The sequence below is a fragment of the Streptomyces sp. NPDC050674 genome, assembly GCF_040654575.1.
GTDB lineage: Bacteria > Actinomycetota > Actinomycetes > Streptomycetales > Streptomycetaceae > Streptomyces.
Window position 1 is genome coordinate 145,932 of record NZ_JBFAIG010000007.1, and the last position, 19,839, is coordinate 165,770.

The 19,839-nt window shown below is 71.7% G+C and carries 18 protein-coding genes and 1 pseudogene; 12 read left to right on the plus strand and 7 right to left on the minus strand.

All coding sequences use genetic code 11. The features are described 5' to 3' along the window. The first annotated feature begins 122 nt into the window (after positions 1-122). From AB0I06_RS14165 to AB0I06_RS14180, 4 genes are all read left to right on the plus strand, one after another. Complete coding sequence (locus AB0I06_RS14165) at positions 123-968, plus strand: Tat pathway signal sequence domain protein (RefSeq protein WP_363119038.1); 846 nt, start codon at positions 123-125, stop codon at positions 966-968. A 58-nt stretch (positions 969-1,026) separates the two neighbouring features. Beyond that, entirely contained in the window at positions 1,027-2,352 is a 1,326-nt protein-coding gene (locus AB0I06_RS14170) for a copper amine oxidase (protein ID WP_363119039.1), read from the plus strand. A gap of 102 nt (positions 2,353-2,454) precedes the next feature. Further along, on the plus strand, positions 2,455-3,696 hold the full coding sequence (locus AB0I06_RS14175) for an SAV2148 family HEPN domain-containing protein (protein WP_363119040.1): 1,242 nt from the start codon (positions 2,455-2,457) through the stop codon (positions 3,694-3,696). A 129-nt stretch (positions 3,697-3,825) separates the two neighbouring features. After that, on the plus strand, positions 3,826-4,548 hold the full coding sequence (locus tag AB0I06_RS14180; protein ID WP_363119041.1) for a 3'-5' exonuclease: 723 nt from the start codon (positions 3,826-3,828) through the stop codon (positions 4,546-4,548). A 16-nt stretch (positions 4,549-4,564) separates the two neighbouring features. Here the strand turns inward: AB0I06_RS14180 and AB0I06_RS14185 are convergent, their stop codons facing one another. Further along, complete coding sequence (locus tag AB0I06_RS14185) at positions 4,565-5,428, minus strand: aminoglycoside phosphotransferase family protein (RefSeq protein ID WP_363119042.1); 864 nt, start codon at positions 5,426-5,428, stop codon at positions 4,565-4,567. A gap of 160 nt (positions 5,429-5,588) precedes the next feature. On the opposite strand from AB0I06_RS14185, the gene AB0I06_RS14190 reads away from it, so the two are divergent. The 4 genes and pseudogenes from AB0I06_RS14190 to mgt all read left to right on the plus strand — a co-directional run bounded on the left by AB0I06_RS14190 (position 5,589) and on the right by mgt (position 9,979). Beyond that, positions 5,589-6,542 (plus strand): sugar ABC transporter permease, encoded by a 954-nt coding sequence (locus AB0I06_RS14190; RefSeq protein ID WP_363119043.1) that lies wholly within the window; start codon positions 5,589-5,591, stop codon positions 6,540-6,542. Next, a complete protein-coding gene (locus AB0I06_RS14195) occupies positions 6,539-7,372 on the plus strand; it encodes a carbohydrate ABC transporter permease (RefSeq protein ID WP_363119044.1) in 834 nt (277 codons plus the stop codon). Before AB0I06_RS14190 ends, AB0I06_RS14195 begins: the two co-directional genes overlap by 4 nt. After that, positions 7,372-8,646 (plus strand): sugar ABC transporter substrate-binding protein, encoded by a 1,275-nt coding sequence (locus AB0I06_RS14200; RefSeq protein WP_363119045.1) that lies wholly within the window; start codon positions 7,372-7,374, stop codon positions 8,644-8,646. The genes AB0I06_RS14195 and AB0I06_RS14200 overlap by 1 nt, the downstream gene beginning before the upstream one ends. A gap of 90 nt (positions 8,647-8,736) precedes the next feature. Then, positions 8,737-9,979, plus strand: a pseudogene (gene mgt / locus AB0I06_RS14205) (macrolide-inactivating glycosyltransferase). A gap of 26 nt (positions 9,980-10,005) precedes the next feature. Here the strand turns inward: mgt and AB0I06_RS14210 are convergent. After that, complete coding sequence (locus AB0I06_RS14210; protein WP_363119046.1) at positions 10,006-10,956, minus strand: zinc metalloprotease; 951 nt, start codon at positions 10,954-10,956, stop codon at positions 10,006-10,008. Positions 10,957-11,155: 199 nt separating this feature from the next. On the opposite strand from AB0I06_RS14210, the gene AB0I06_RS14215 reads away from it, so the two are divergent. After that, complete coding sequence (locus tag AB0I06_RS14215; protein ID WP_363119047.1) at positions 11,156-11,473, plus strand: hypothetical protein; 318 nt, start codon at positions 11,156-11,158, stop codon at positions 11,471-11,473. Positions 11,474-11,673: 200 nt separating this feature from the next. Here the strand turns inward: AB0I06_RS14215 and AB0I06_RS14220 are convergent, their stop codons facing one another. Beyond that, the gene (locus tag AB0I06_RS14220) at positions 11,674-13,926 is read right to left on the minus strand and encodes an MMPL family transporter (protein ID WP_363119048.1); all 2,253 of its coding nucleotides are present in this window, start codon (positions 13,924-13,926) and stop codon (positions 11,674-11,676) included. Between the two features lie 342 nt (positions 13,927-14,268). Between AB0I06_RS14220 and AB0I06_RS14225 the strand changes: the two genes are divergently transcribed. The 3 genes from AB0I06_RS14225 to AB0I06_RS14235 all read left to right on the plus strand — a co-directional run bounded on the left by AB0I06_RS14225 (position 14,269) and on the right by AB0I06_RS14235 (position 16,190). Then, positions 14,269-14,817, plus strand: coding sequence for a DUF1697 domain-containing protein (locus AB0I06_RS14225; RefSeq protein WP_363119049.1), 549 nt, complete (start codon positions 14,269-14,271; stop codon positions 14,815-14,817). After that, positions 14,810-15,184: a DUF4440 domain-containing protein gene (locus AB0I06_RS14230; protein ID WP_363119050.1), complete on the plus strand. Its 375-nt coding sequence runs from the start codon at positions 14,810-14,812 to the stop codon at positions 15,182-15,184. The genes AB0I06_RS14225 and AB0I06_RS14230 overlap by 8 nt, the downstream gene beginning before the upstream one ends. 178 nt (positions 15,185-15,362) lie before the next feature. After that, positions 15,363-16,190 (plus strand): GvpL/GvpF family gas vesicle protein, encoded by an 828-nt coding sequence (locus AB0I06_RS14235; RefSeq protein WP_363119051.1) that lies wholly within the window; start codon positions 15,363-15,365, stop codon positions 16,188-16,190. Positions 16,191-16,194: 4 nt separating this feature from the next. On the opposite strand, the gene AB0I06_RS14240 is transcribed toward AB0I06_RS14235, so the two are convergent. Genes AB0I06_RS14240 through AB0I06_RS14255 form a run of 4 tightly spaced genes read right to left on the minus strand, consistent with a single transcriptional unit; the run spans position 16,195 to position 19,774 of the window. Then, complete coding sequence (locus AB0I06_RS14240; protein ID WP_363119052.1) at positions 16,195-16,947, minus strand: sirohydrochlorin chelatase; 753 nt, start codon at positions 16,945-16,947, stop codon at positions 16,195-16,197. A 5-nt stretch (positions 16,948-16,952) separates the two neighbouring features. Continuing rightward, positions 16,953-17,849: an ABC transporter permease gene (locus AB0I06_RS14245; protein WP_363119053.1), complete on the minus strand. Its 897-nt coding sequence runs from the start codon at positions 17,847-17,849 to the stop codon at positions 16,953-16,955. Continuing rightward, positions 17,836-18,624 carry an ABC transporter ATP-binding protein gene (locus AB0I06_RS14250; RefSeq protein WP_363119208.1) on the minus strand — a complete coding sequence of 263 codons (789 nt, stop codon included), beginning with the start codon at positions 18,622-18,624 and terminating at the stop codon, positions 17,836-17,838. The genes AB0I06_RS14245 and AB0I06_RS14250 overlap by 14 nt, the downstream gene beginning before the upstream one ends. A 46-nt stretch (positions 18,625-18,670) precedes the next feature. Next, positions 18,671-19,774, minus strand: coding sequence for an aliphatic sulfonate ABC transporter substrate-binding protein (locus AB0I06_RS14255; RefSeq protein WP_363119054.1), 1,104 nt, complete (start codon positions 19,772-19,774; stop codon positions 18,671-18,673). Positions 19,775-19,839 lie beyond the last annotated feature (65 nt).

Genomic DNA, 19,839 nt, shown 5'->3' on the forward strand with positions numbered 1-19,839 from the left:
GAAAGTGAGGGAACCTCCTATGACTTATCTCCCTCTTACCGAGTGACCAGTGCATACGAGGTATGCCGAACCGTTGGGGCAATCACATACTCCCGGGGTTGTTGGGGGAGTAGGGGGAAGACGTGCGCAACATAGTGCACCGCCATCTGGGCAAGGTGGTGGCGGGTACGGCCATCGCGGTGGCGGGGACCGCCGTGATGATCGGCATCACCCTGCCGGGCACGGCCGGAGCGGACGACACGGGGACCCGGGCGGGGCAGTCCGTCTCGCAGGACACCGGTGACCGGGCGGACGGCGACCGGGCGGCCGGGGGCCGGGCGGCCGGAGGCCGGGCCGTGGAGCCTGGGGTCGTCGAGGAGGCACCGGCCGAGGGGCAGCGGGGCGAGGGCCGTGATCCGCTGACCGACGACGAGCTGAAGCGGGTCGAGAAGATCGCCCTCAGCCGGCAGCTGTTCCAGAGCAGTGAGAGCGTCGACGGGGACCGCGGCCCGCAGCGCCTCGGCGTCGACCTGGCCGAACCCGAGTCCGACGAGGCCGGCAAGCCGGGCGCGCCCCGGCGCGCCGACGTCACGTTCTACGACTACCGGGACGACACCCTCGTCACCCGGACCGTCGACCTCACCACCGGCAAGGTGGTGCACACCGACACCCAGCACGGCGTCCAGCCGCCGCTCAGCCGCGCCGAGAAGGCCGAGGCGGCCGCACTCCTGATCGCCGACCCGCTGGGCGCCGGTCTGAAGGCCGACTACAAGGACGCCACGGGCAAGGCGCTCACGTCCCCGGACCAGCTCCAGCTCAGCGGCGCCGTCTACCGGGCCACGCCGGGCGCCCAGCCCGCCGTGCTCGACCGGTGCGGAGAGCACCGCTGCGTCCGGCTGTTCCCCAAGGTCAAGAACGGCCCGTGGATCGACGCCAGGGCGCTGGTGATCGACCTGAGCGCCCGCAAGGTCGCCAAGCTCGGCCGCTGACCCGCCCTTGTCGCTCACCCGTCCACCTCGCTCCTCCTCGTCAGGGAGTCATTTCTTCATGCGCGTGAACAGCAACACCAAGGCCCGCACCCGGGCGGCCGTGGGCCTGACCGTGGCCGCACTGGCCGCCGGCGCCACGGCCGGCGCGGGGCCGGCCACCGCCGCCCCGAAGGCGGCCCCCGCCGCGGCAGCGGCCGCCGAGTGCAGCACCGCCTACCGCATCGAGCAGAAGCTCTCCTCCGGCACCACCTGGCGGATGTGCTGGCGCTACGACGGCAAGGCCGGCCTCGTCCTGGAGAACATCTCGTACCAGCCGAAGGGGGAGGCCAAACCGATCAAAGTCCTCAACAGCGCCCGTCTCGGCCAGATCCACGTCCCCTACGACGACGGCTCGGTCGAGTACGACGACCTCACCGGCTTCGACTTCGCCCAGGGCCTGATGAACCTGGCGCCGGGCGAGTGCCCCGGCGGGGCCATCAAGACCGTCAAGGTCCCCGACTCCTGGAACGAGGACCCGAACGTCAAGGGTCTGTGCACCACCACCCGCTCCCGCGGCCACGCCTACCGCATGCAGGGCGACACCGCGAACAAGGTCTACCAGGCCGAGGGCAAGGACCTCCTCGTCTACACGGTGAACCAGGTCGGCTGGTACGAGTACATGACCGAGTGGCGCTTCCAGGACGACGGCACGATCACCATGAACGTCGGCGCCACCGGCAGCCTGTCCTTCGACGACTACGACGCCGGTGACGGCCGCGGCTGGCCCATCGGCAAGGGCGCGAGCGCGGCCAAGGCCACCAGCCACAGCCACAACGCCTTCTGGCGGCTCGACTTCGCCCTGGACGGCTCCACCAAGAACCGCGTCGAGCAGTACGACTCCACCGTCACCGCGCCCGCCCGCGGCCAGCGCGCCCCCACCACCAAGACCACCCGTACCAAGGTGACCAAGGAACTGGCCGGGGACAGCAAGGCCTACCGCTGGTGGCGCATGGTCAGCGCGACCGGCAAGAACAAGGACGGACACGCGCGCTCCTACGAGATCGTCCCCGGGGTCACGACCAAGTACCCGGGCCGCAGCTACACCAAGCACGACCTGTACGTGACGCAGTACAACAAGTGCGAACTGTTCGCCAGCCACAACCCCGGCAACTGCGGGGCCGGGGCCGGGAAGTCCGTCGACAAGTGGGTGAACGGACAGGCCCTGACCCACCCCGTGGTCTGGATGAACGTCGGCTTCCACCACATAGCCCGGGACGAGGACCAGCAGCCCATGCCCGTCCACTGGCAGGGCTTCTCGATCGCCCCGCGTGACGTCACCGCCATGAATCCGCTCACTCCGGCCGAGCTCGCCTGGCAGAACGGGCACTGGCGGCCGCGCGGTTGAGACCCACCCTGCCCATCCGGCTGCACCGCCGACCGCTCCCGGAGTACCCTTCCTTGATCGTTGACAAGGGCGGTGCCCGGGGGAGTGGAAGGCGGTGCGCGGGTGGGCACGGGAGGGCTGGAGCTGCCCCCGGGTGACGAGGGTCACGAGGGGAACTCCGCAGACGTCCCGACCGGTGCCGTGTCCCTGGCGCGGCCGATGGACGCGACGGGCTCGATCGGCCCGGAACTGGACTGGGGCGCCGACGCCTGGCGCGAGGTGCGCACCCGCGCCCAGCGGGCCGGCCGGGCCTACATCTGGCTGAACCTCGTGGAACAGCGGCTGCGCGCGGTGGTCGCCGCCGTGCTGCGGCCCGTGTACGAACCCGTGCACGGCGAGGACTGGGTGGTGGCCGCCGCCGGACCGGCCGGCCAGGAGTGGGTGCAGCGCGCGGTGGCCGTACGCGAGGTCAGCCGCCGCAAGGGCTATCTGCTCGACCCGGCCGACGACAACGTGCTGTCCTTCCTCACCCTGCCGCAGCTGCGCGAGCTGATGGTGCAGCACTGGCCCTGCTTCGAGCCGTACTTCGACGACCGCCGTGACGTCGAACTCGCCCTGGACGAGCTGGAGGTCACCCGCAACGTCGTCTCCCGCAACCGAGCCCTGTCCGAGGCCGTGCTGAGCCAGGCCGAGCGCGCCTCGGCCCGGCTGCTGGAGATGCTCGGCGCGGGCGGGGACGTGCCGTCGGCGCGCCGGCTGCCGATCGACGCCGTCGAGGACCTGGTCGGCGACCGCTACGCCGACGTGGTCGCCGTCCACCCGGACCGGGTGCGGCTGATGCGGCAGTTCCCGGCCGAGGACATCTTCGGCGGCGCCCGCCGCCTCGACGCCATCGGCATCGGCCTGAACCTGCTCGTGCAGAACTTCTCCGGGCGGCGTCTGGTGCGGCTGGCCGAGTCCGGCTGCCGGGTCAGACTGCTGTTCCTCAACCCGGCCTCCAGCGCGGTCAAGCGGCGCGAGCGCGAACTCGGCATCAAGCGCGGCGAGCTCAGCCGGGCCGTCGAGATGAACATCCTGCACATGCGCCGGGTGCGTGCCCGGCTGCGGGACCCGGGCGCCTTCGAGATCCAGGTCTTCGACGAGACGCCCCGCTTCACGGCCTATCTGGTGGACGGCGACGGCGCGGACGGCATCGCCGTCGTGCAGAACTACCTGCGCCGCACCCGGGGCATGGAAGCGCCGGTGTTAGTGCTGCGCAACAGCGGCAAGGTGGTCAAGGCGGGCGAGGCGGACGAAAGCGGCCTCTTCCCCACCTACCGTGAGGAGTTCGAGGTGATGTGGGCGGATTCGCGGCCGGTGTCGTGACCTGTGTCCCGATGTGGGGTGGTTCTGCGGCCCGCCGCCGGGTGAGCGGAACGCGATCCTCTGATTGTCAGTGGTGCGTGGGAAGGTGGGGACCACTGGGGGAACGCACCACATGAAGGGGGACCGCCCATGGGCTGGCACCGGGAGCTGCTGGTCGGCTTCGATCTGGAGACGACGGGCACGGACCCGCGCGAGGCGCGCATCGTCACGGGCGCCGTGATCGAAGTACGGGGCGGGGAGCCGATGGGGCGCCGGGAGTGGCTCGCCGACCCGGGTGTGCCGATCCCGGAGGACGCGGTGGCGGTGCACGGCATCAGCAGCGAACGCGCGGCGGCCGAGGGCAGCCCCGCCGACCAGGTGGCGGACGCCCTCGCCGAGGTCCTCACCTCCTACTGGAAGTCGGGCGTACCGGTCGTCGCGTACAACGCGACCTTCGACCTCACCCTGCTCAGCGCGGAGTTGCGGCGCCACGGTCTGCCGTCCCTGCGGGACCGCCTGGGCGGCATGGATCCGGCCCCGGTCATCGACCCGTACACCATCGACCGCCGGGTCGACCGCTACCGCCGCGGCAAACGCAACCTCGAAGCGGTCTGCGCCGAGTACGGCGTCGTGCTCGACGCCGCCCACGACGCCCTGGCCGACGCCCTGGCGGCCGCCCGCCTGGCCGTCGCGATAGCCGACCGCCACCCCAAGATCGCCATGCTCGGCCCGGCGGCCCTGCACCATCGCCAGATCGAGTGGCACGCGCAGTGGGCGGCGGACTTCCAGAGCTTCCTGCGCGGCAAGGGCGACACCACGGCCCTGGTCGACGGCGCCTGGCCGCTGCGGGAGTTGGCGGACGAGCCGGTCTGAGCGAGCTCTCAGGCCGTCAGAACGGATACCACCGCACCGTCTCGTCCCCGTCCCTCAAGGACCTCACCCGCCGCTCGAACTCGGCCAGCGCCTTCGGGTTGCCCGGGGCGTGCTGGGCGACCCACGCACAACTGGCCGTCTCCCGGGCCCCGCGCAGCACCCCGCAGCCCTCCCACGCGCGTACGTCCCAGCCGTAGGCCCGCACGAACGACGCGTACGCCTCGTCCGGGACGCCGTACCGGTCGTGGGCCAGCGCCATCACCACCAGATCGTGCTCCCGCAGATCCGCGGACACCGTCTCCAGGTCCACCAGCACGGGCCCGTCGGGGCCGACGTGCACATTGCGCGGCAGCGCGTCCCCGTGGATCGGTCCCGGCGGCAGGTGCGGGGTGAGCGCGGCAGCGCGCGCGGCGAACCCGTCCCGCCGCTCGCGCAGATACGCCGCGTCCGCGGGATCGATCGCGTCCCCCGCGAGCCGCAGCCAGCGCTCCACCCCGCCCAGCAGATCACGGCCCGGCAGCTCGAAGGGAGGCGGTGGCGTGGCGTGCACGACCCGCAGCAGTTCGGCCAGATCCCGCGGCTCGGCCGGCCGCACGGCATCCGGCAGCCGGTGCCACACCGTCACCGGGTGTCCCCCCACCAGCAGCGCCTTCGGTTCGGCCGCCCGCACCGCCGGCACACCCGCCTCGGCGAACCACACGGCGATGTCCAGTTCCCGGCGCGCCCGGTCCATCAGTTCGGCGTCCCGGCCGACCTTGACGACCAGGTCACCGGCGGCGAACACCGCGTTCTCGCCCAGGGCGAGCAGCCGCGCCTCCCGGGCCGCACCGGGCAGTACCCCCGCCGCGGCCAGCACGTCCCGCGCCCGTGCCTCGTCCATCGTCCGCCTCCGTCGTCCGCGCTCCGGCCGTCGGGTTCCGGCCATCCACCGGTCAGTGTCGCATCGGCGCGGGCCGGACCGCGTAGCCGGTGCCTTGACGAGGCATACGGCCTTCACGAGCATGACCAGGCGGGCCGAGCGGTGCGAAGGGGCTGATTCCGTGACACCGGTGACCGAGGCGTCGTCTCCTTCGCCCCCGGTGAGGCGGGCCGGCCGCGGACCCGGCCGCAACCGGCCCCGGAAGGCCGTCGACCACGGCGCCTGGTTCCTGGTGCTGCCCGCCCTGGTCCCGATCCTCGTCCTCAGCGTGGGGCCGCTGCTGTACGGCATCCTGCTGGCCTTCACCGACGCCCAGTCGGGCCGCACCGAGCCCACCCGGTGGATCGGCGCCCTCAACTTCCGGGACCTGCTGCACGACACCCTGTTCTGGGAGTCGTTCCGGATCGGGGTGGTGTGGGCGGTCGGCGTGACCGTGCCGCAGTTCCTGCTCGCCCTGGGCCTCGCGCTGCTGCTCGACCAAGACCTGCGGCTGCGCTGGCTGGCCCGCGCCCTGGCGATCATCCCCTGGGCCATGCCGGAGGTCGTCGTCGGCATCATGTGGCGGCTGGTCTACAACCCGGACGCGGGCATCCTCAACGAGACCCTGCGCGACATCGGGCTCGGCGGCGGCCGGGACTGGCTCAGCGGACTGGCCACCGCACTGCCCGCCGTGATCGTCGTCGGCGTCTGGGCGGGCATGCCCCAGACGACGGTCGCGCTGCTCGCCGGGCTCCAGAACACCCCGCGTGAACTCCACGAGGCGGCGGCGGTGGACGGCGCGGGCGCCTGGCGCCGCTTCCGCACGGTCACCTGGCCCGCCCTCAGACCCGTCGCCCTCGCCATCACCGCGCTCAACCTCATCTGGAACTTCAACTCCTTCGCCCTGGTCTACGTCCTGACCAACGGCGGCCCGGGCGGCCGGACCCGGCTGCCCATGCTGTTCGCCTACGAGGAGGCCTTCCGCTACGGGCAGTTCGGCTACGCGGCGGCGATGGGCTGCGTGATGGTGGCCGGGATCTCCATCGCCCTGGCCGTGTTCCTCGCCGGCCGACTCAGGGGAGGTGACGACGCGTGAGGACCAGCCGCCCGGCGCGCATCGGCCAGTACACCGCGCTGCTCGCCTACCTCGTCTTCCTCGCCTTCCCGTTCCTCTGGCTGCTCTCCACCGCGTTCAAGCCGCCGCGCGAACTCGGCGCCCTGCACCCGTCCTGGATCCCGGACGACCCCACCCTCGCCAACTTCCGGCAGGCCTTCGACGAACAGCCGCTGCTGCACGCCGCACTCAACTCCCTGGTCGCCGCGCTCGCGGCGGCCGTCATCGCGGTGCTGATCGCGACGCCGATGGCCTACGTCACCGCCCGGCGCCGCACCCGGCTCGCCAAGGCGGTGACGGGCTGGGTGGTGGTCAGCCAGGCGTTCCCGTTCGTGCTGCTGATCATCCCGCTGTTCCTGGTGCTGAAGAACCTCCGGCTGATCAACTCCCTGCCGGGGCTGGTCCTGGTGTACGTGGTGTGGGCGCTGCCCTTCGCGCTGTGGATGCTCGCCGGGTACGTACGGGCCGTGCCGCCCGAACTGGAGGAGGCCGCGGCGGTCGACGGGGCGGGCCGGGTGCGGACCCTGGTGTCGGTGACCGCGCCGCTGCTCGCGCCGGGCATCGTGGCGACCGCCCTGTTCGCGTTCATCACCGCGTGGAACGAGTTCTTCTTCGCCCTCGTCCTCCTCAAGACACCGCAGAAGCAGACCCTTCCCGTGGTCCTCACCCACTTCATCGGCGCCGAGGGCGTCGCCGACCTCGGCCCCCTCGCGGCGGCGGCGTGCCTGGCGACCCTGCCCTCCCTGGTCGTCTTCGCGCTCATCCAGCGGCGGATCACCGGCGGCATGCTCACCGGGGCGGTGAAGAGCTGATGCGCGCACGTCTGCTGGCCCTGGTGCTCCTGCTGCTGCTCGCCGGCTGCTCCTCCGGCGGCACCCGCGACGACGGCCGTATCACCCTGCGCTTCCAGTCCCTGGCCTGGCAGGAGGAGTCCGTCCGGGCCACCGAGCAGCTGGTGGACGAGTGGAACGCCCGTCACCCCGACGTCCGGGTCGAGTACGTGCAGGGCACCTGGGACAGCGTCCACGACCAGCTCCTCACCGCCTTCGAGGGCGGCGAGGCACCCGACGTCATCCACGACGCCTCCGACGACCTCGCGGACTTCGCCTACGGCGGCTACCTCGCCGACCTCACCGGCCTGCTGTCGGCGAGGCTGAAGTCGGACATCCCGCGGCGCAGTTGGGAGACCACGACGTTCGGGGACGGCGTCTACGGCGTGCCGTTCCTCCAGGAACCGCGCGTGCTCATCGCCAACACCGCCTGGCTGCGGAAGTCCGGCGTGCGCATCCCGACCCCCGAGAAGCCCTGGAGCTGGGCCGAGTTCCGCCGGATCACCGAACGCCTCAGCGGCCGGGGGAGGTACGGCGTCGCCTGGCCGCTGAAGGAACCCGTCTCCGCCACGCTCAACCTCTCCCTGTCGGCGGGCGGACAGCTCTTCCACCGCGGGCCGGACGGCAAGGTGACGATCCGGTTCGAGGAGGCCGACCAGATGGTGCCGCGCACCATCCACGAGCAGGCGAACACCGACCGCAGCGCCTCGCCCACGACCCTGGGCAGCGGCGGCTCCGACACGCTGCCCGGCTTCTTCGGCGGCCGGTACGCGATGGTCCCGCTCGGCTTCTCCTACCGGCAGCAGATCGTCCAGCAGGCCCCGAAGGGCTTCGACTGGCAGGTGCTGCCCGCCCCGGCGGGCACCGCAGGACTCACCCAGGGCGTCAGCCCCCAGACCCTCTCCATCGCCGAGGACTGCCCGCACAAGAAGGAGGCGGCCGAGTTCCTCGACTTCCTGCTGCGGCCCGGGAACATGGTCCGCCTCGCCCTCGGTGACTGGATGCTGCCCACCGGCAGCCAGGCGCTGGAAGACCCCGCACTGCGCACCCCGCGGCACGGCTGGGCCACCGGCACCGCCCTCGCCGCCCACCTGCGCCCCGCACCGGCGCAGACGGTCCGGGGCTACCCGGAGTGGAAGGACAAGGTGGCCACCCCCGCCCTTCAGGAGTACTACAGCGGGGCCATCGGCCTCGGCGCACTGCGCGAACGGCTGGAGGAGGACGGCAACCTGGTGCTCGCACGCTACCAACGCTGACCCAGCGGAAAACCGGACGAGATCGACTCGCGGCTCGTGCCCTGCGCGCCCGCGCCCTCACCCAGCCGGAGTGCTTCGCGTGGCCGTCCGATAAGGTTGCACGAGACGTATCGTCTCGCATAGGGTCCGGCGCATGACCAGTCGCGCCCACATCGCCATGTTCTCCATCGCCGCCCACGGCCACGTGAACCCGAGTCTGGAGGTGATCCGCGAGCTCGTGGCGCGCGGGCACCGGGTCACCTACGCCATCCCGCCGGTCTTCGCGGACAAGGTCGCGGGCACCGGCGCCGAGGTGAAGCCCTGGAACACGACACTGCCCTCACCCGACGACGACCCCGAGGCGTGGGGAAACACGCTGCTGGACAACGTGGAGCCGTTCCTCGACGACGCGATCCAGGCCCTGCCGCAGCTGATCGAGGCGTACGCGGGCGACGAGCCCGACCTCGTCCTGCACGACATCGCCTCCTACCCGGCCCGGGTCCTCGCCCACCGCTGGGGCGTCCCCGCGGTCTCCCTCTCGCCGGCCATGGTCGCCTGGGAGGGATACGAGGAGGAGGTCCTTCGGCCCCTGTGGGAGGAGCCGAAGAAGACCGAGCGGGGCCGCGCCTACTACGCCCGCTTCCACGCCTGGCTGGAGGAGAACGGGATCACGCGGCACCCCGACGACTTCGCGGGGCGCCCGGACCGCTCGATCGTCCTGATGCCCAAGGCGCTCCAGCCGAACGCCGACCGTGTCGACGAGGGGGTGTACTCCTTCGTCGGCGCCTGCCAGGGCGACCGCGCCGCCGAGGGCGGCTGGCAGCGGCCCGCCGACGCCGGGAAGGTCGTGCTCGTCTCCCTCGGGTCGGCCTTCACCAAACAGCCGGGCTTCTACCGCGAGTGCGTCGAGGCGTTCGGCGACCTGCCGGGCTGGCATCTGGTGCTCTGCGTCGGCAAGCACGTCGACCCGGCCGAGTTCGCGGACGTCCCGGGTAACGTCGAAGTGCGTACCTGGGTCCCGCAGTTGGCGATCCTGAGGCAAGCCGACCTGTTCGTCACCCACGCGGGCGCCGGCGGCAGTCAGGAGGGCCTGGCCACCGCCACTGCGATGATCGCCGTGCCGCAGGCCGTGGACCAGTTCAGCAACGCCGAGGTGCTCCAGGATCTCGGCGTGGCCCGGTACCTGCCCATGGAGGAGGCGACCGGTACGAGCCTGCGCGAGGCCGGCCTCGCCCTGGTCGGGGACCCCGAGGTGGCCCGCCGGCTGAAGGAACTCCAGGCACGGGCCCAGGAGGGCGGCACCGCTCGCGCGGCCGACCTCGTCGAAGCCGAACTGGCCGCCCGCAGGTCCTGAAGCCGCCCTGCCGCGTCAGGCCGTCGTCACACCGCGACGGCCTGACGGGTGAGGGTCAGGCGGGCGTTGTCGAGCGTGGCGTCCATCCGCGCCGACTGCCCCTTGGTGAACATGAACATCGCGGCGTCGTCGGTGTAGTCCATGTAGTTCATGAACATGTCGCCGTCCGGCCCGTTGCCGCACGTCACATGGGGGAAGGTGGGGGAACCGGCGTTCGCCCCCGCCTGGTTGGGGGTGTCCGCCACGAAGTCGCTGCCGCTGCACCCCTCGTCGTCGTCGCCCCAGATGTGCCGCAGGTTCAGCCAGTGCCCGATCTCGTGCACGGCCGTGCGGCCACCGTCGAACGGCGCCGCGGCGGTTCCGGTGGTCCCGCACGCGCTGTGCGTGACCACCACGCCGTCCGTGGAGGCGGCGCCACCCGGGAACTGGGCGTAACCCAGCAGCCCGCGGCGCAACTGGCAGACCCACAGGTTCAGATAGATGTCCGCGGGCCAGGCGTCGTGACCCCCGCTCAGGCTGAACTTGACCAGGTCGTCGGTGTCCCAGTCCGCGTTCGCGCTCCTGGTCCGCGTGATGCCGTCCGTGGGCCGGCCCAGCGGGTCGGTCCGGGCGAGGTGGAACTGCAGACGCGCGTCGGCCACCAGGTCCTTCCAGACCTCGGGCACCTTGCTCACGTCCGGGTTCGCCGCCCGGAAGTCCCGGTTGAGCACGTCGATCTGACTGTGGATCTGGGCGTCGCTCACGTTCTGCTCGGGGGTGCTGTACACGACGTGCACCACGACGGGGATGTCGATCAGGCCCTGCCGGGCGGTGACCTGCTCCATCGACTCGTAGGCGAACGCGGTGTTCTCGATCAGGGCCCGGTTCTCGGCGTACTCCGGGTTCAGGGTGAGGAGTCTGCGGTGTACCTCCATGGCGCCGCACCAGCGGCTGTAGTCGGGCGAGGTGGCGCGAAGGAATGCCTGCGCATCGGACATGAGGTGTCCCGGGAGGGCGAGGGTGTGTGCCGCGCACGCGGCTGCGGAATGCGCGTTCTGACACGCGCCGCGAGGGCCGGGCGACGCCGGGGCGGAGCGGTCGGTTGCCCGTTCCCTCCGAACCCATACACTGATAATTCTAGTCACTTTGGCATAAGAGCGGCAATGCGGACGGCGTGGAACGAGCGAGGTGGCCGGTATGCGAGAGCCTCCGACGGACCTGTTCCGCTCGTGGCTCCACTCCTACGAGGAGGACCACGAGGACGTGCGGGTCTACCGGCCGGACGACTTCCCCTTCCCGCCGGCGCGCGGACGCCGAGGCATGGAGTTCACCCCCGACGGCATCGTCATCGACCACCCCCTGGGACGCGGTGACGCCCCGGACGCCGTGCCCGGCCGCTGGCAGTTCGTGTCGGACCGTCACCTCACCCTCACCTTCGGGGGCGCCCGCCCGGCCCGCGAGCTGGAGATCGTGCGCTGCGACGCGCGGGTGCTCCAGGTGCGGCGGCTGAACTGACGAGCCGGCGGTGGACGGGCGAGCGGGCGGTGGCGGACGGACAGGACGTCGGCGGCCGGCCTGACCAGGGCGCGGCGGCCGGCCCGGCCGGGGCGTGCGCGAGGGCCCGTTGGTTGCCTGCACAACCAACGGGCCCTCGGCCAACGCCCTGGCGACCCTCGGCTACCTGGGCTTCGCCGCGCACATGCCGCCCGCGGCGATCAGACCCTGAGGGGCTCGCCCTCGTCGTCCCGTGCCGCCGCCCCGGCGACCGCCTGGGGCGTCTCGTCGTGCGTGAGGTCCGGCAGCCGGTGCAGCCACTTCGGCAGGTACCAGTTGCGCTCGCCGAGCAGCGTCATCACCGCCGGCAGCAGCACACCCCGGATGATCGTCGCGTCGATGAGCACCGCGGCGGCGAGGCCGACGCCCATCTGCTTCATGGACTGCATCGACAGCGTCCCGAAGATCGCGAACACGGCGACCATGATCACCGCGGCACTGGTGACCACCCCGGCCGTGGTGACCACACCGTGCCGGATCGCGTCCTTCGTCGCCAGGCCCCGCAGCCGCGCCTCACGGATCCGCGAGACCACGAACACGTGGTAGTCCATCGACAGGCCGAACAGGATCACGAAGAGGAACAGCGGCAGCCAGGTGATGATCGCCCCGACACCCTCCGCACCCACCAGGGACGCGCCCCAGCCGTGCTGGAACACGGCGACGAGGATGCCGTACGCGGCGCCCACCGACAGCAGGTTCAGCACGATCGAGGTGATCGCGATGGTCAGCGAGCGGAACGACAGCAGCATCAGCAGGAAGGCGAACACCACCACGAACGCGAACACCGGGACCACGGCACCGGCCAGTTGGTCGTTGAAGTCCTTCGACCCGGCCACCTGCCCGGTGATCGGCGCCTCGACCCCGTCGACCTTGCCGAGCGTGGCCGGACGCACCTCGTCGCGCAGCGTGTCCAGGCTCACCCCGGCCTTGTCCAGGTCGGAGCCGCCCACCAGCGGCACATAGACGAACGCCACGTTCTGCGCGTCGTGCAGCTTGATCTCCACCGGGCCCCGGGAAGCACCCGAACTGATCGCCCGGTCACGGAAGTCGGCCAGTGCGGACTTCACCTCCGGCGCGTTGATGTCGTGCGCCTTCACGATCACCTCGGCCGGCTCGGAGCCGCCCGGGAAGGCGTCGTTGAGCCGGTTGTACGTCTCCACGATGGGCAGCGAGTCCCCGAACTCCTGGTCCAGGGTGAACTGCTGCGTCTTCATCCCGAGCGCGGGAGCCGTGATGGCCAGCAGCGCACCGGCCGACACGACCACGGCGATCACCGGCTTGGCCAGGACGCGCCGCAGCACGGCCGTCCAGAACCGGCTGTCCTGGCTGCCACCGCCCGGCTTGCGCCGGCGCAGGAACGGGATCCGGCCCTTCTCGACGCGCTCGCCCAGCAGCGACAGCAGCGCGGGCAGCACCGTCACGGAGCCCACCATCGCCACGGCCACCACCATCAGCGAGGCCAGGCCCATCGCCTCGAACTCGGCGAGCCCGGTGAACAGCATGCCCGCCATCGCCACGCACACGGTGACACCCGAGACGACGATCGCCCGGCCACTGGTCGCGGCGGCGATCCTCAGGGCCGTCTGCGCGTCCCGCCCGGCCTCGCGCTCCTCACGCTCGCGGCGCAGGTAGAACAGGCAGTAGTCGACGCCGACCGCCATGCCGACCAGCAGCATCACGGAGTTGGCGGTCTCGCTCATCGGCATGATGTGGCTGACCACGCCCATCAGGCCCATCGTCGCCATGATCGCGGTGAGCGCCAGCGCCACCGGCAGCAGCGCCGCGACCAGCGCGCCGAACGCGATCAGCAGGATGCCGAAGGCCACCGGCACCGCGGAGTACTCGGCCTTCTGGAAGTCGTTGCCGAACGCGTCGGAGAACGTCTTCATCATGCTGGCGCCGCCGATCTCCTCGATCCGCAGCGACGTGTGGTCCTGCTGGACCTTCTCGACGGCCTTCAGCACCGGCTCGACCCGCTCACCGGCGGTGTCCGGCTCGCCGCGCATGTCGAACTGCACCAGCGCGCTGCGGCCGTCCTTCGAGATCGTCCTGGTGTCGTACGGTGAGGTCACCTCGGCGACCCGGCCGGTCCCCTCCACGGCCCGCACGACGGCGTCGACGGCGTCCCGGAACTCGCGGTCCGTCGCCTTCAGGTCACCGCCCTTCGCCTGGATCAGCACGGTCTCACCGGCCGGCTCGTCGATCCCGGCGTCCTCGATGATCCGCGCGGCGGTGTGCGTCTCGCCCTTCAACTGGTCGCTGTCCTTGACGTCGACCCGGCCCGCCGCCGAACCGAGCCCCATCGCCAGGACGACGAACAGCACCCAGATGCCGACGGCGGCCCATCGGTGCCGGGCGCTCCAGCCGCCGGCCCGGGCGGCGAAACCCCGCACCCGTATGTCTCCGTTCCCCATGACGGGCCTGCCCCCTCGTGATGCGGTGGCGACCCCCTGCCGCCCCCTTCCGATTCGAAGGTATGGGCCGGATAAGGCCATCTCGTCGTGCTGCCCGGTGAGGTGAGGGGACCGGACCTCATCCCCGCGGACCGAGCCCTCTCCCCACTGGGGAGGAGCCGCACGGACGGTGGTCCCTTACACCTATCGGCGGACGGGCCGGGCCGCCCCGGGGTGTGTGGATCCTGAGCAGACGGTTGTGCCCCACAACGACCGGTGAGTAATTTACGGGCCCGGGCAGTCGCCCGGAGCGGCCGTCGTGCCCACCCCCACGGGGCACGACGGCCGCCTTATCGTGAGCGGATGACGACGACATACGCGGCCCTGCTGCGCGGAATCAACGTGGGCGGCAGCAGGAAGGTCCCCATGGCCGACCTGCGCGCGCTCCTGACGGACCTCGGTCTCGACGACGTCCGTACCTACCTCCAGAGCGGCCAGGCCGTGTTCGCCTCCGCCCACGGGGACGAGGAGACGCTGGCCGCGCGGATCGCGCGGGCCGTCGAGAAGCGCTTCGGCTTCGGGGTCGACCTGATCGTGCGCGACCACGCCTATCTGCGGGCGATCGCCGAGGCCTGCCCGTTCCCGGCCGCCGGCCTGGAGCCCAAGCAGCTCCACGTCACCTACTTCTCCGCGCCCGTCACCCCCGACCGCTTCGCGGAGATCGACCAGGAGGCCTACCTCCCCGAGGAGTTCCGCCTCGGCGACCGGGCGCTGTACCTGTACGCGCCGCAGGGGCTGGGCCGCTCCAAACTGGCCGAACAGCTGTCGAAGCCGCGCCTCAACAAGGGCCTGATCGCCACGACCCGCAACTGGAACACCGTCGTCAAACTGGTGGAGATGACAGATGCCTGAGCACAACGCGGCCGTCGAGGCGGCGATGGAGGGCGAACTGGCCCTGCTCACCCCGGAGGTCCGGTGTTCGCCCGAGCGGGCCGGGGCGCTGCTGCACCCCGACTTCCAGGAGTTCGGGGCCTCCGGCCGGCACTGGAGCCGCGCCGCGATCATCGCCTCCCTGGCCGCGACCACCGAGCCGGGAGCCCGGCCCGTCGCCGTCTCCGCCCTGCGCGGCGTGCAGCTCGCCCCGGACCTGGTCCACCTCACTTACGACACGGCGTACGACGGCAGCCGCGCCCACCGCAGTTCGCTGTGGCGGCGCACGGAGGGCCGCTGGCTGCTCTGGTTCCATCAAGCGACCCCGTTCGACGTCCGGGCGACGTGACGCCGCGGCTCCCCGTGCGGGGCGCGTGGAAACCTCCAGGCGGTCCCAACGCGTCGAGGCCGACCCGTTCACCGTTCACCTGAACACCGGTGCCGTGCCTGCCGTACCTACGGACGGACGGCACGAGAACGGAGCATCGCGAGAGGCATCGCACGGCCACCGACAGGAGCCCGCAGTCATGAGCGACACGAACCTCGTCTACGCCTACGCGGTCCTGCGCCGCACCCCCGAGGCCGCGGCGGCCACCGCCCGCCTGCGCGGTGTGGCCGGAGAGCCGGTCCACCTGGTCGACCCGGCGATCACCGGCCCCGGGCTCGCCTTCGCCGTCGGCCGCGTCCCGCCCGCCGACTACGCCGACGCTCCCCTCCAGGCCCACCTCCACGACCTGGACTGGATGGAGTCCACGGTCCGCTCCCACCACGCCGTGGTGGCCGCCCTGGCCGCCTCGGGCGCCGCCGTGCTCCCCCTGCGCCTGGCCACCGTCTACCGCGACGAGGACACCGCCCGACAGGCCCTGGACACCCGCCGCGCCTACTTCCTCTCCCTGCTCGACCGCCTCACCGGCTCCGTCGAACTCGGCGTCAAGCTCTACGCCGCTGCCGACATCACCCCGCCCGGGGCCGGCACGGAGCCCGCGCAGGACCCGCTCGCGGGCCTCGGGGTCGGACGCGCCTTCCAGGTCGTCCGCCGCCGCAGACAGCGCAGGAACGAGGAGGCCTGGCGCACCGTCGCCCTGGCCGCGGCCCGCCTCACGGAAACGGCCAATGCCCTCGCGGTCGACCGCGTCGCCCACACCCTCGAACGCGGCAGCCCGGCGGGTCCGGCCCCGGGCACCAACATCGGCAACGCCGCCTACCTCGTCCCGAAGGACCGTGTCGCGGCGTTCCGCACGGGCGTTCTCGCGGCGGCCCGGGGCGTCCCCGGCCTCCGCGTGGACATCAGCGGCCCGTGGGCCCCGTACTCCTTCGCGCTCCAGCCGCAACCGCACGAGGAGACGGCGGCGTGACCGGTCAGGCGCTCACAGCCGCCGGCAGCGGCACCCGCGCCGCCTCGTAGCGCTCCAGCACCACCCGCGCCACCTCCGGCGCCGCCCCCAGCACGTCCGCCAGGACGTCCGCGTCCGCCGCGCCCCGGGCGATGCGGTCGGGGAGGAAGCCGGGGGCCAGGACGTACGGGGCGACGGCGACGCGGGAGCAGCCCAGGGCGCGCAGTTCGCGTACGGCGTCCTCGGTGCGGGGGAACCCGGCGGGAGAACCGGCGGAGGCGAACGCAGGCCGCACGGCGCACCAACCGGTGTGCCGCCACTCCCGCGCGATGTCTGCGATCACTGCGATCGCCTCCGGGTCGGTGGACCCCGCCGAGGCCAGGACGACCCCGGTCGAGGACCTGTCGGCGGGGGTCAGACCCGCCTCGTGCAGGCGGCGCTCCAGGGCGGCCGTGAGCAGGGGGGACGGGCCGAGGACGTCCGCCTGGTGGATGCGCAGCCGCGGGGGCGCGTCGGCGAGGACCGCGGGGATGTCGGCCTTCGCGTGGAACGCCCGGGTGAGGAGCAGGGGCAGCGCGACGACATCGCGCACGCCCTGCACCGCGAGGGACTCCAGGACCCCCTGCACCGAGGGGACGTTGAAGTCCAGAAAGCCCGTCTCCACCCGTACGTCGGGGCGCGTCGCGCGCACCCGGCGCACCAGGGCGTGCACCGTCGCGGCATGGCGCGGGTCGCGGCTGCCGTGGGCGATGACGAGGAGGACGGGCTTGTTGTTCATGGGCGTCAGCTCTTCACCAGCAGGCCGCGGCTGCGCAGCACCCACCGCTCCAGCGGGCTGAAGATCAGCAGGTCGATGGCGATGCCGACGATCAGGATGAGCAGGATGGCCTCGAAGACCATGGCCATGTCGCTGGCGTTGCGGCCGTTCTCCAGCAACTGGCCGAGGCCGACGCCGAGGTCGGGGAAGGACGCGATGATCTCGGCCGCCATCAGGGAGCGCCAGGAGAAGGCCCAGCCCTGCTTCAGGCCCGCCACATAACCGGGCAGGGCGGCCGGAAGGACGATGTGCCAGGTGCCCTTCAGGCCGGTGGCGCCGAGCGTGCGGCCCGCCCGCAGGAACAGCGGCGGCACCTGGTCGACGCCGGAGACCAGGCCGTTGGCGATCGACGGGACCGCGCCGAGCAGGATCACCGCGTACATCATCGAGTTGTTCAGGCCCAGCCAGATCACCGCCGGGGGCACCCAGGCGACCGACGGCAGGGACTGCAGGCCGGACAGGATCGGGCCGATCGCGGCGCGGATGAACTTCACCCGGGCGACGATCAGACCCAGCGGCGTGCCGATCAGGAGGGCGAGGCAGAAGCCGAGCAGACCGCGCGAGACGCTGGTCCAGATGTAGTCGAGCAGCTCGCCCCGCAGCCACGCCGTCCGGACGACGTCCCACACCGCGGACGGAGCGGGCAGCTTGGTCGGGTCCTCGACGACCTTGAACGACACGAGCGCCTGCCAGACGGCCAGCACCAGCGCGACGGCGAGAACGGGCGGCAGGACCTTCTGGAGAAGGGTCTGCCGGAACGGCGTACGGAGCGTCTGCCTCGACTCCAGCGCGTCGAGCCCCGCCTCCAGACCGGCGAGATCGCTGCCGTCCTTGGCGACGGTCGTCGAATCAGTGCTGGCCATGACGGCGGATCTCCCCACGCAGTTCTTCGGTGATCTCGACGGACAGCTCCGCCACGGCGGTGTCCTCGATGCGGCGCGGATGCGCGATGTCCACCCGCCACTCGCGGGCGATGCGGCCCGGGCGGGAGGACAGCAGCACCACGCGCTGCGCGAGCCGGACCGCCTCGCGCACGTTGTGCGTGACGAACAGGACGGACACCTGCGTCTCGCGCCAGATCCGGGTCAGCTCGTCGTGCAGCACGTCCCGGGTGATGGCGTCGAGCGCCGCGAACGGCTCGTCCATCAGCAGCAGCTTGCTCTCCTGGGCGAGGGCCCGCGCCAGCGCGACACGCTGGCGCATACCGCCCGACAACTCGTGCACCCGCTTGCCGTAGGCGCCCTTGAGCCGCACCAGTTCGAGCAGTTCCTCGGCGCGCTCGCGGCGCTCGGGCTTGGGCACGCCCCGCAGTTTCAGGGCGAGTTCGATGTTCTTGCCGGCGGTCAGCCACGGGAACAGCGCGTGCTCCTGGAACATCAGCGCGGGCCGGCCGTCCGTGGCGATCTCACCGGCGGTGGGCCGGTCCAGGCCCGCCACCAGGTTGAGCAGGGTGGACTTTCCGCAGCCCGAGGCCCCCAGGAGGGTGACGAACTCTCCGGGCGCGACATCGAGGGTGATGTCGTCCAGGACGAGCTGCTGCCCGGCGGGCCCTGCGAACGACTTCGACACGTGTGCGATCCGGGCGGCGTGCGTGGCAGCCTCGGTGCCGTCTGCGGCCTTGGCGAGGGTCGTGGCCATGGTCGTCACCTCCTGGGAACTCTTCATGCGGCTACGGGATGCGGGCTTACTTCACGCCGAGACCGGCGTCGTCGACCGCGGGCTCGCCCTCGGCCTTGAGGACCTTGTTCAGCGGCGCGAGGTCGTAGATGCCCTTCAGGTCCGGCTTCTCCAGCAGCCCGGCCTTGACCGCGTGCTCCGCCTCGGTGTTGAGGGTGGAGGCCAGCGGGTCGTCGGTGAACCGGATCGACTTCCATGCCGGGTCCAGCACGTCGGCGGGCAGCGCCTTGCCGGTTTCCTTCTCCAGCAGCTTGTTCGCCGCCTGCTTCGCCGCGTCCGGGTTGGCGTTGATCCACTTGTTGGTCTCGACGGAGGCCTTGAGCACGGCCTCGACGACCTTCGGGTGCTCCTTGAGGAACTGCTGCCGCACGATGATGTTCGTGATCACGAACTTCTTGCCGGGCCACAGCGTCGACTCGTCGAGCAGTTCCTTGCCGCCCTCGGCGACCAGCTTCGACGCGGTCGGCTCCGGCACCCAGGCGCCGTCGATGGAACCCGACTTGAAGGCGTCAGGGGTGACCTTGTTGTCGCTGCGGACGACCGTGACGTCGCCCTTGCCGCTCTGCGGGTCGACCTTCCAGCCCTGGTCCGCGGCCCAGTTGAGGAACGCCACGTCCTGCGTGTTGCCCAGCTGCGGGGTCGCGATCCGCTTGCCCTTGATGTCCTTCAGCGACTTGATCTTGTCCGGGTTCACCACGAGCTTCACCCCGCCGGACGCCGAACCGCCGATGATGCGCAGGTTCTTGCCGCCGGACTTGGTGTAGCCGTTGATGGCGGGGGAGGGGCCGATCCAGCCGATGTCGATGGAACCGGAGTTGAGCGCCTCGATCTCCGAGGGGCCCGCGTTGAAGACGGCCGGCTCGACCTCGGTGGCACCGAGGGCCTTCTGGAAGAAGCCCTTCTGCACGCCCACCAGCGCGGTGCCGTGGGTGAGGTTGCCGAAGTAGCCGATCTTGACCTTGTCGAGGCCGTCGATCTTCTTCGCCCCGGCGGCGACCTTGGCGGCGCCGTCGTCCTGGGCCTGGGAGCCGTAGCCGCAGGCGGCCAGAGTGAGCAGGGGAAGCGTGGCGATGACCGCGAGGCTGCGGCGAAGAGCGGATGAAGCAGGCACGGGAGGTGGTCCTCTCGGAGGCCCGGCGGTCACGGTCTTTCAGGTCGTGGCCGGGAGGTCGGCAG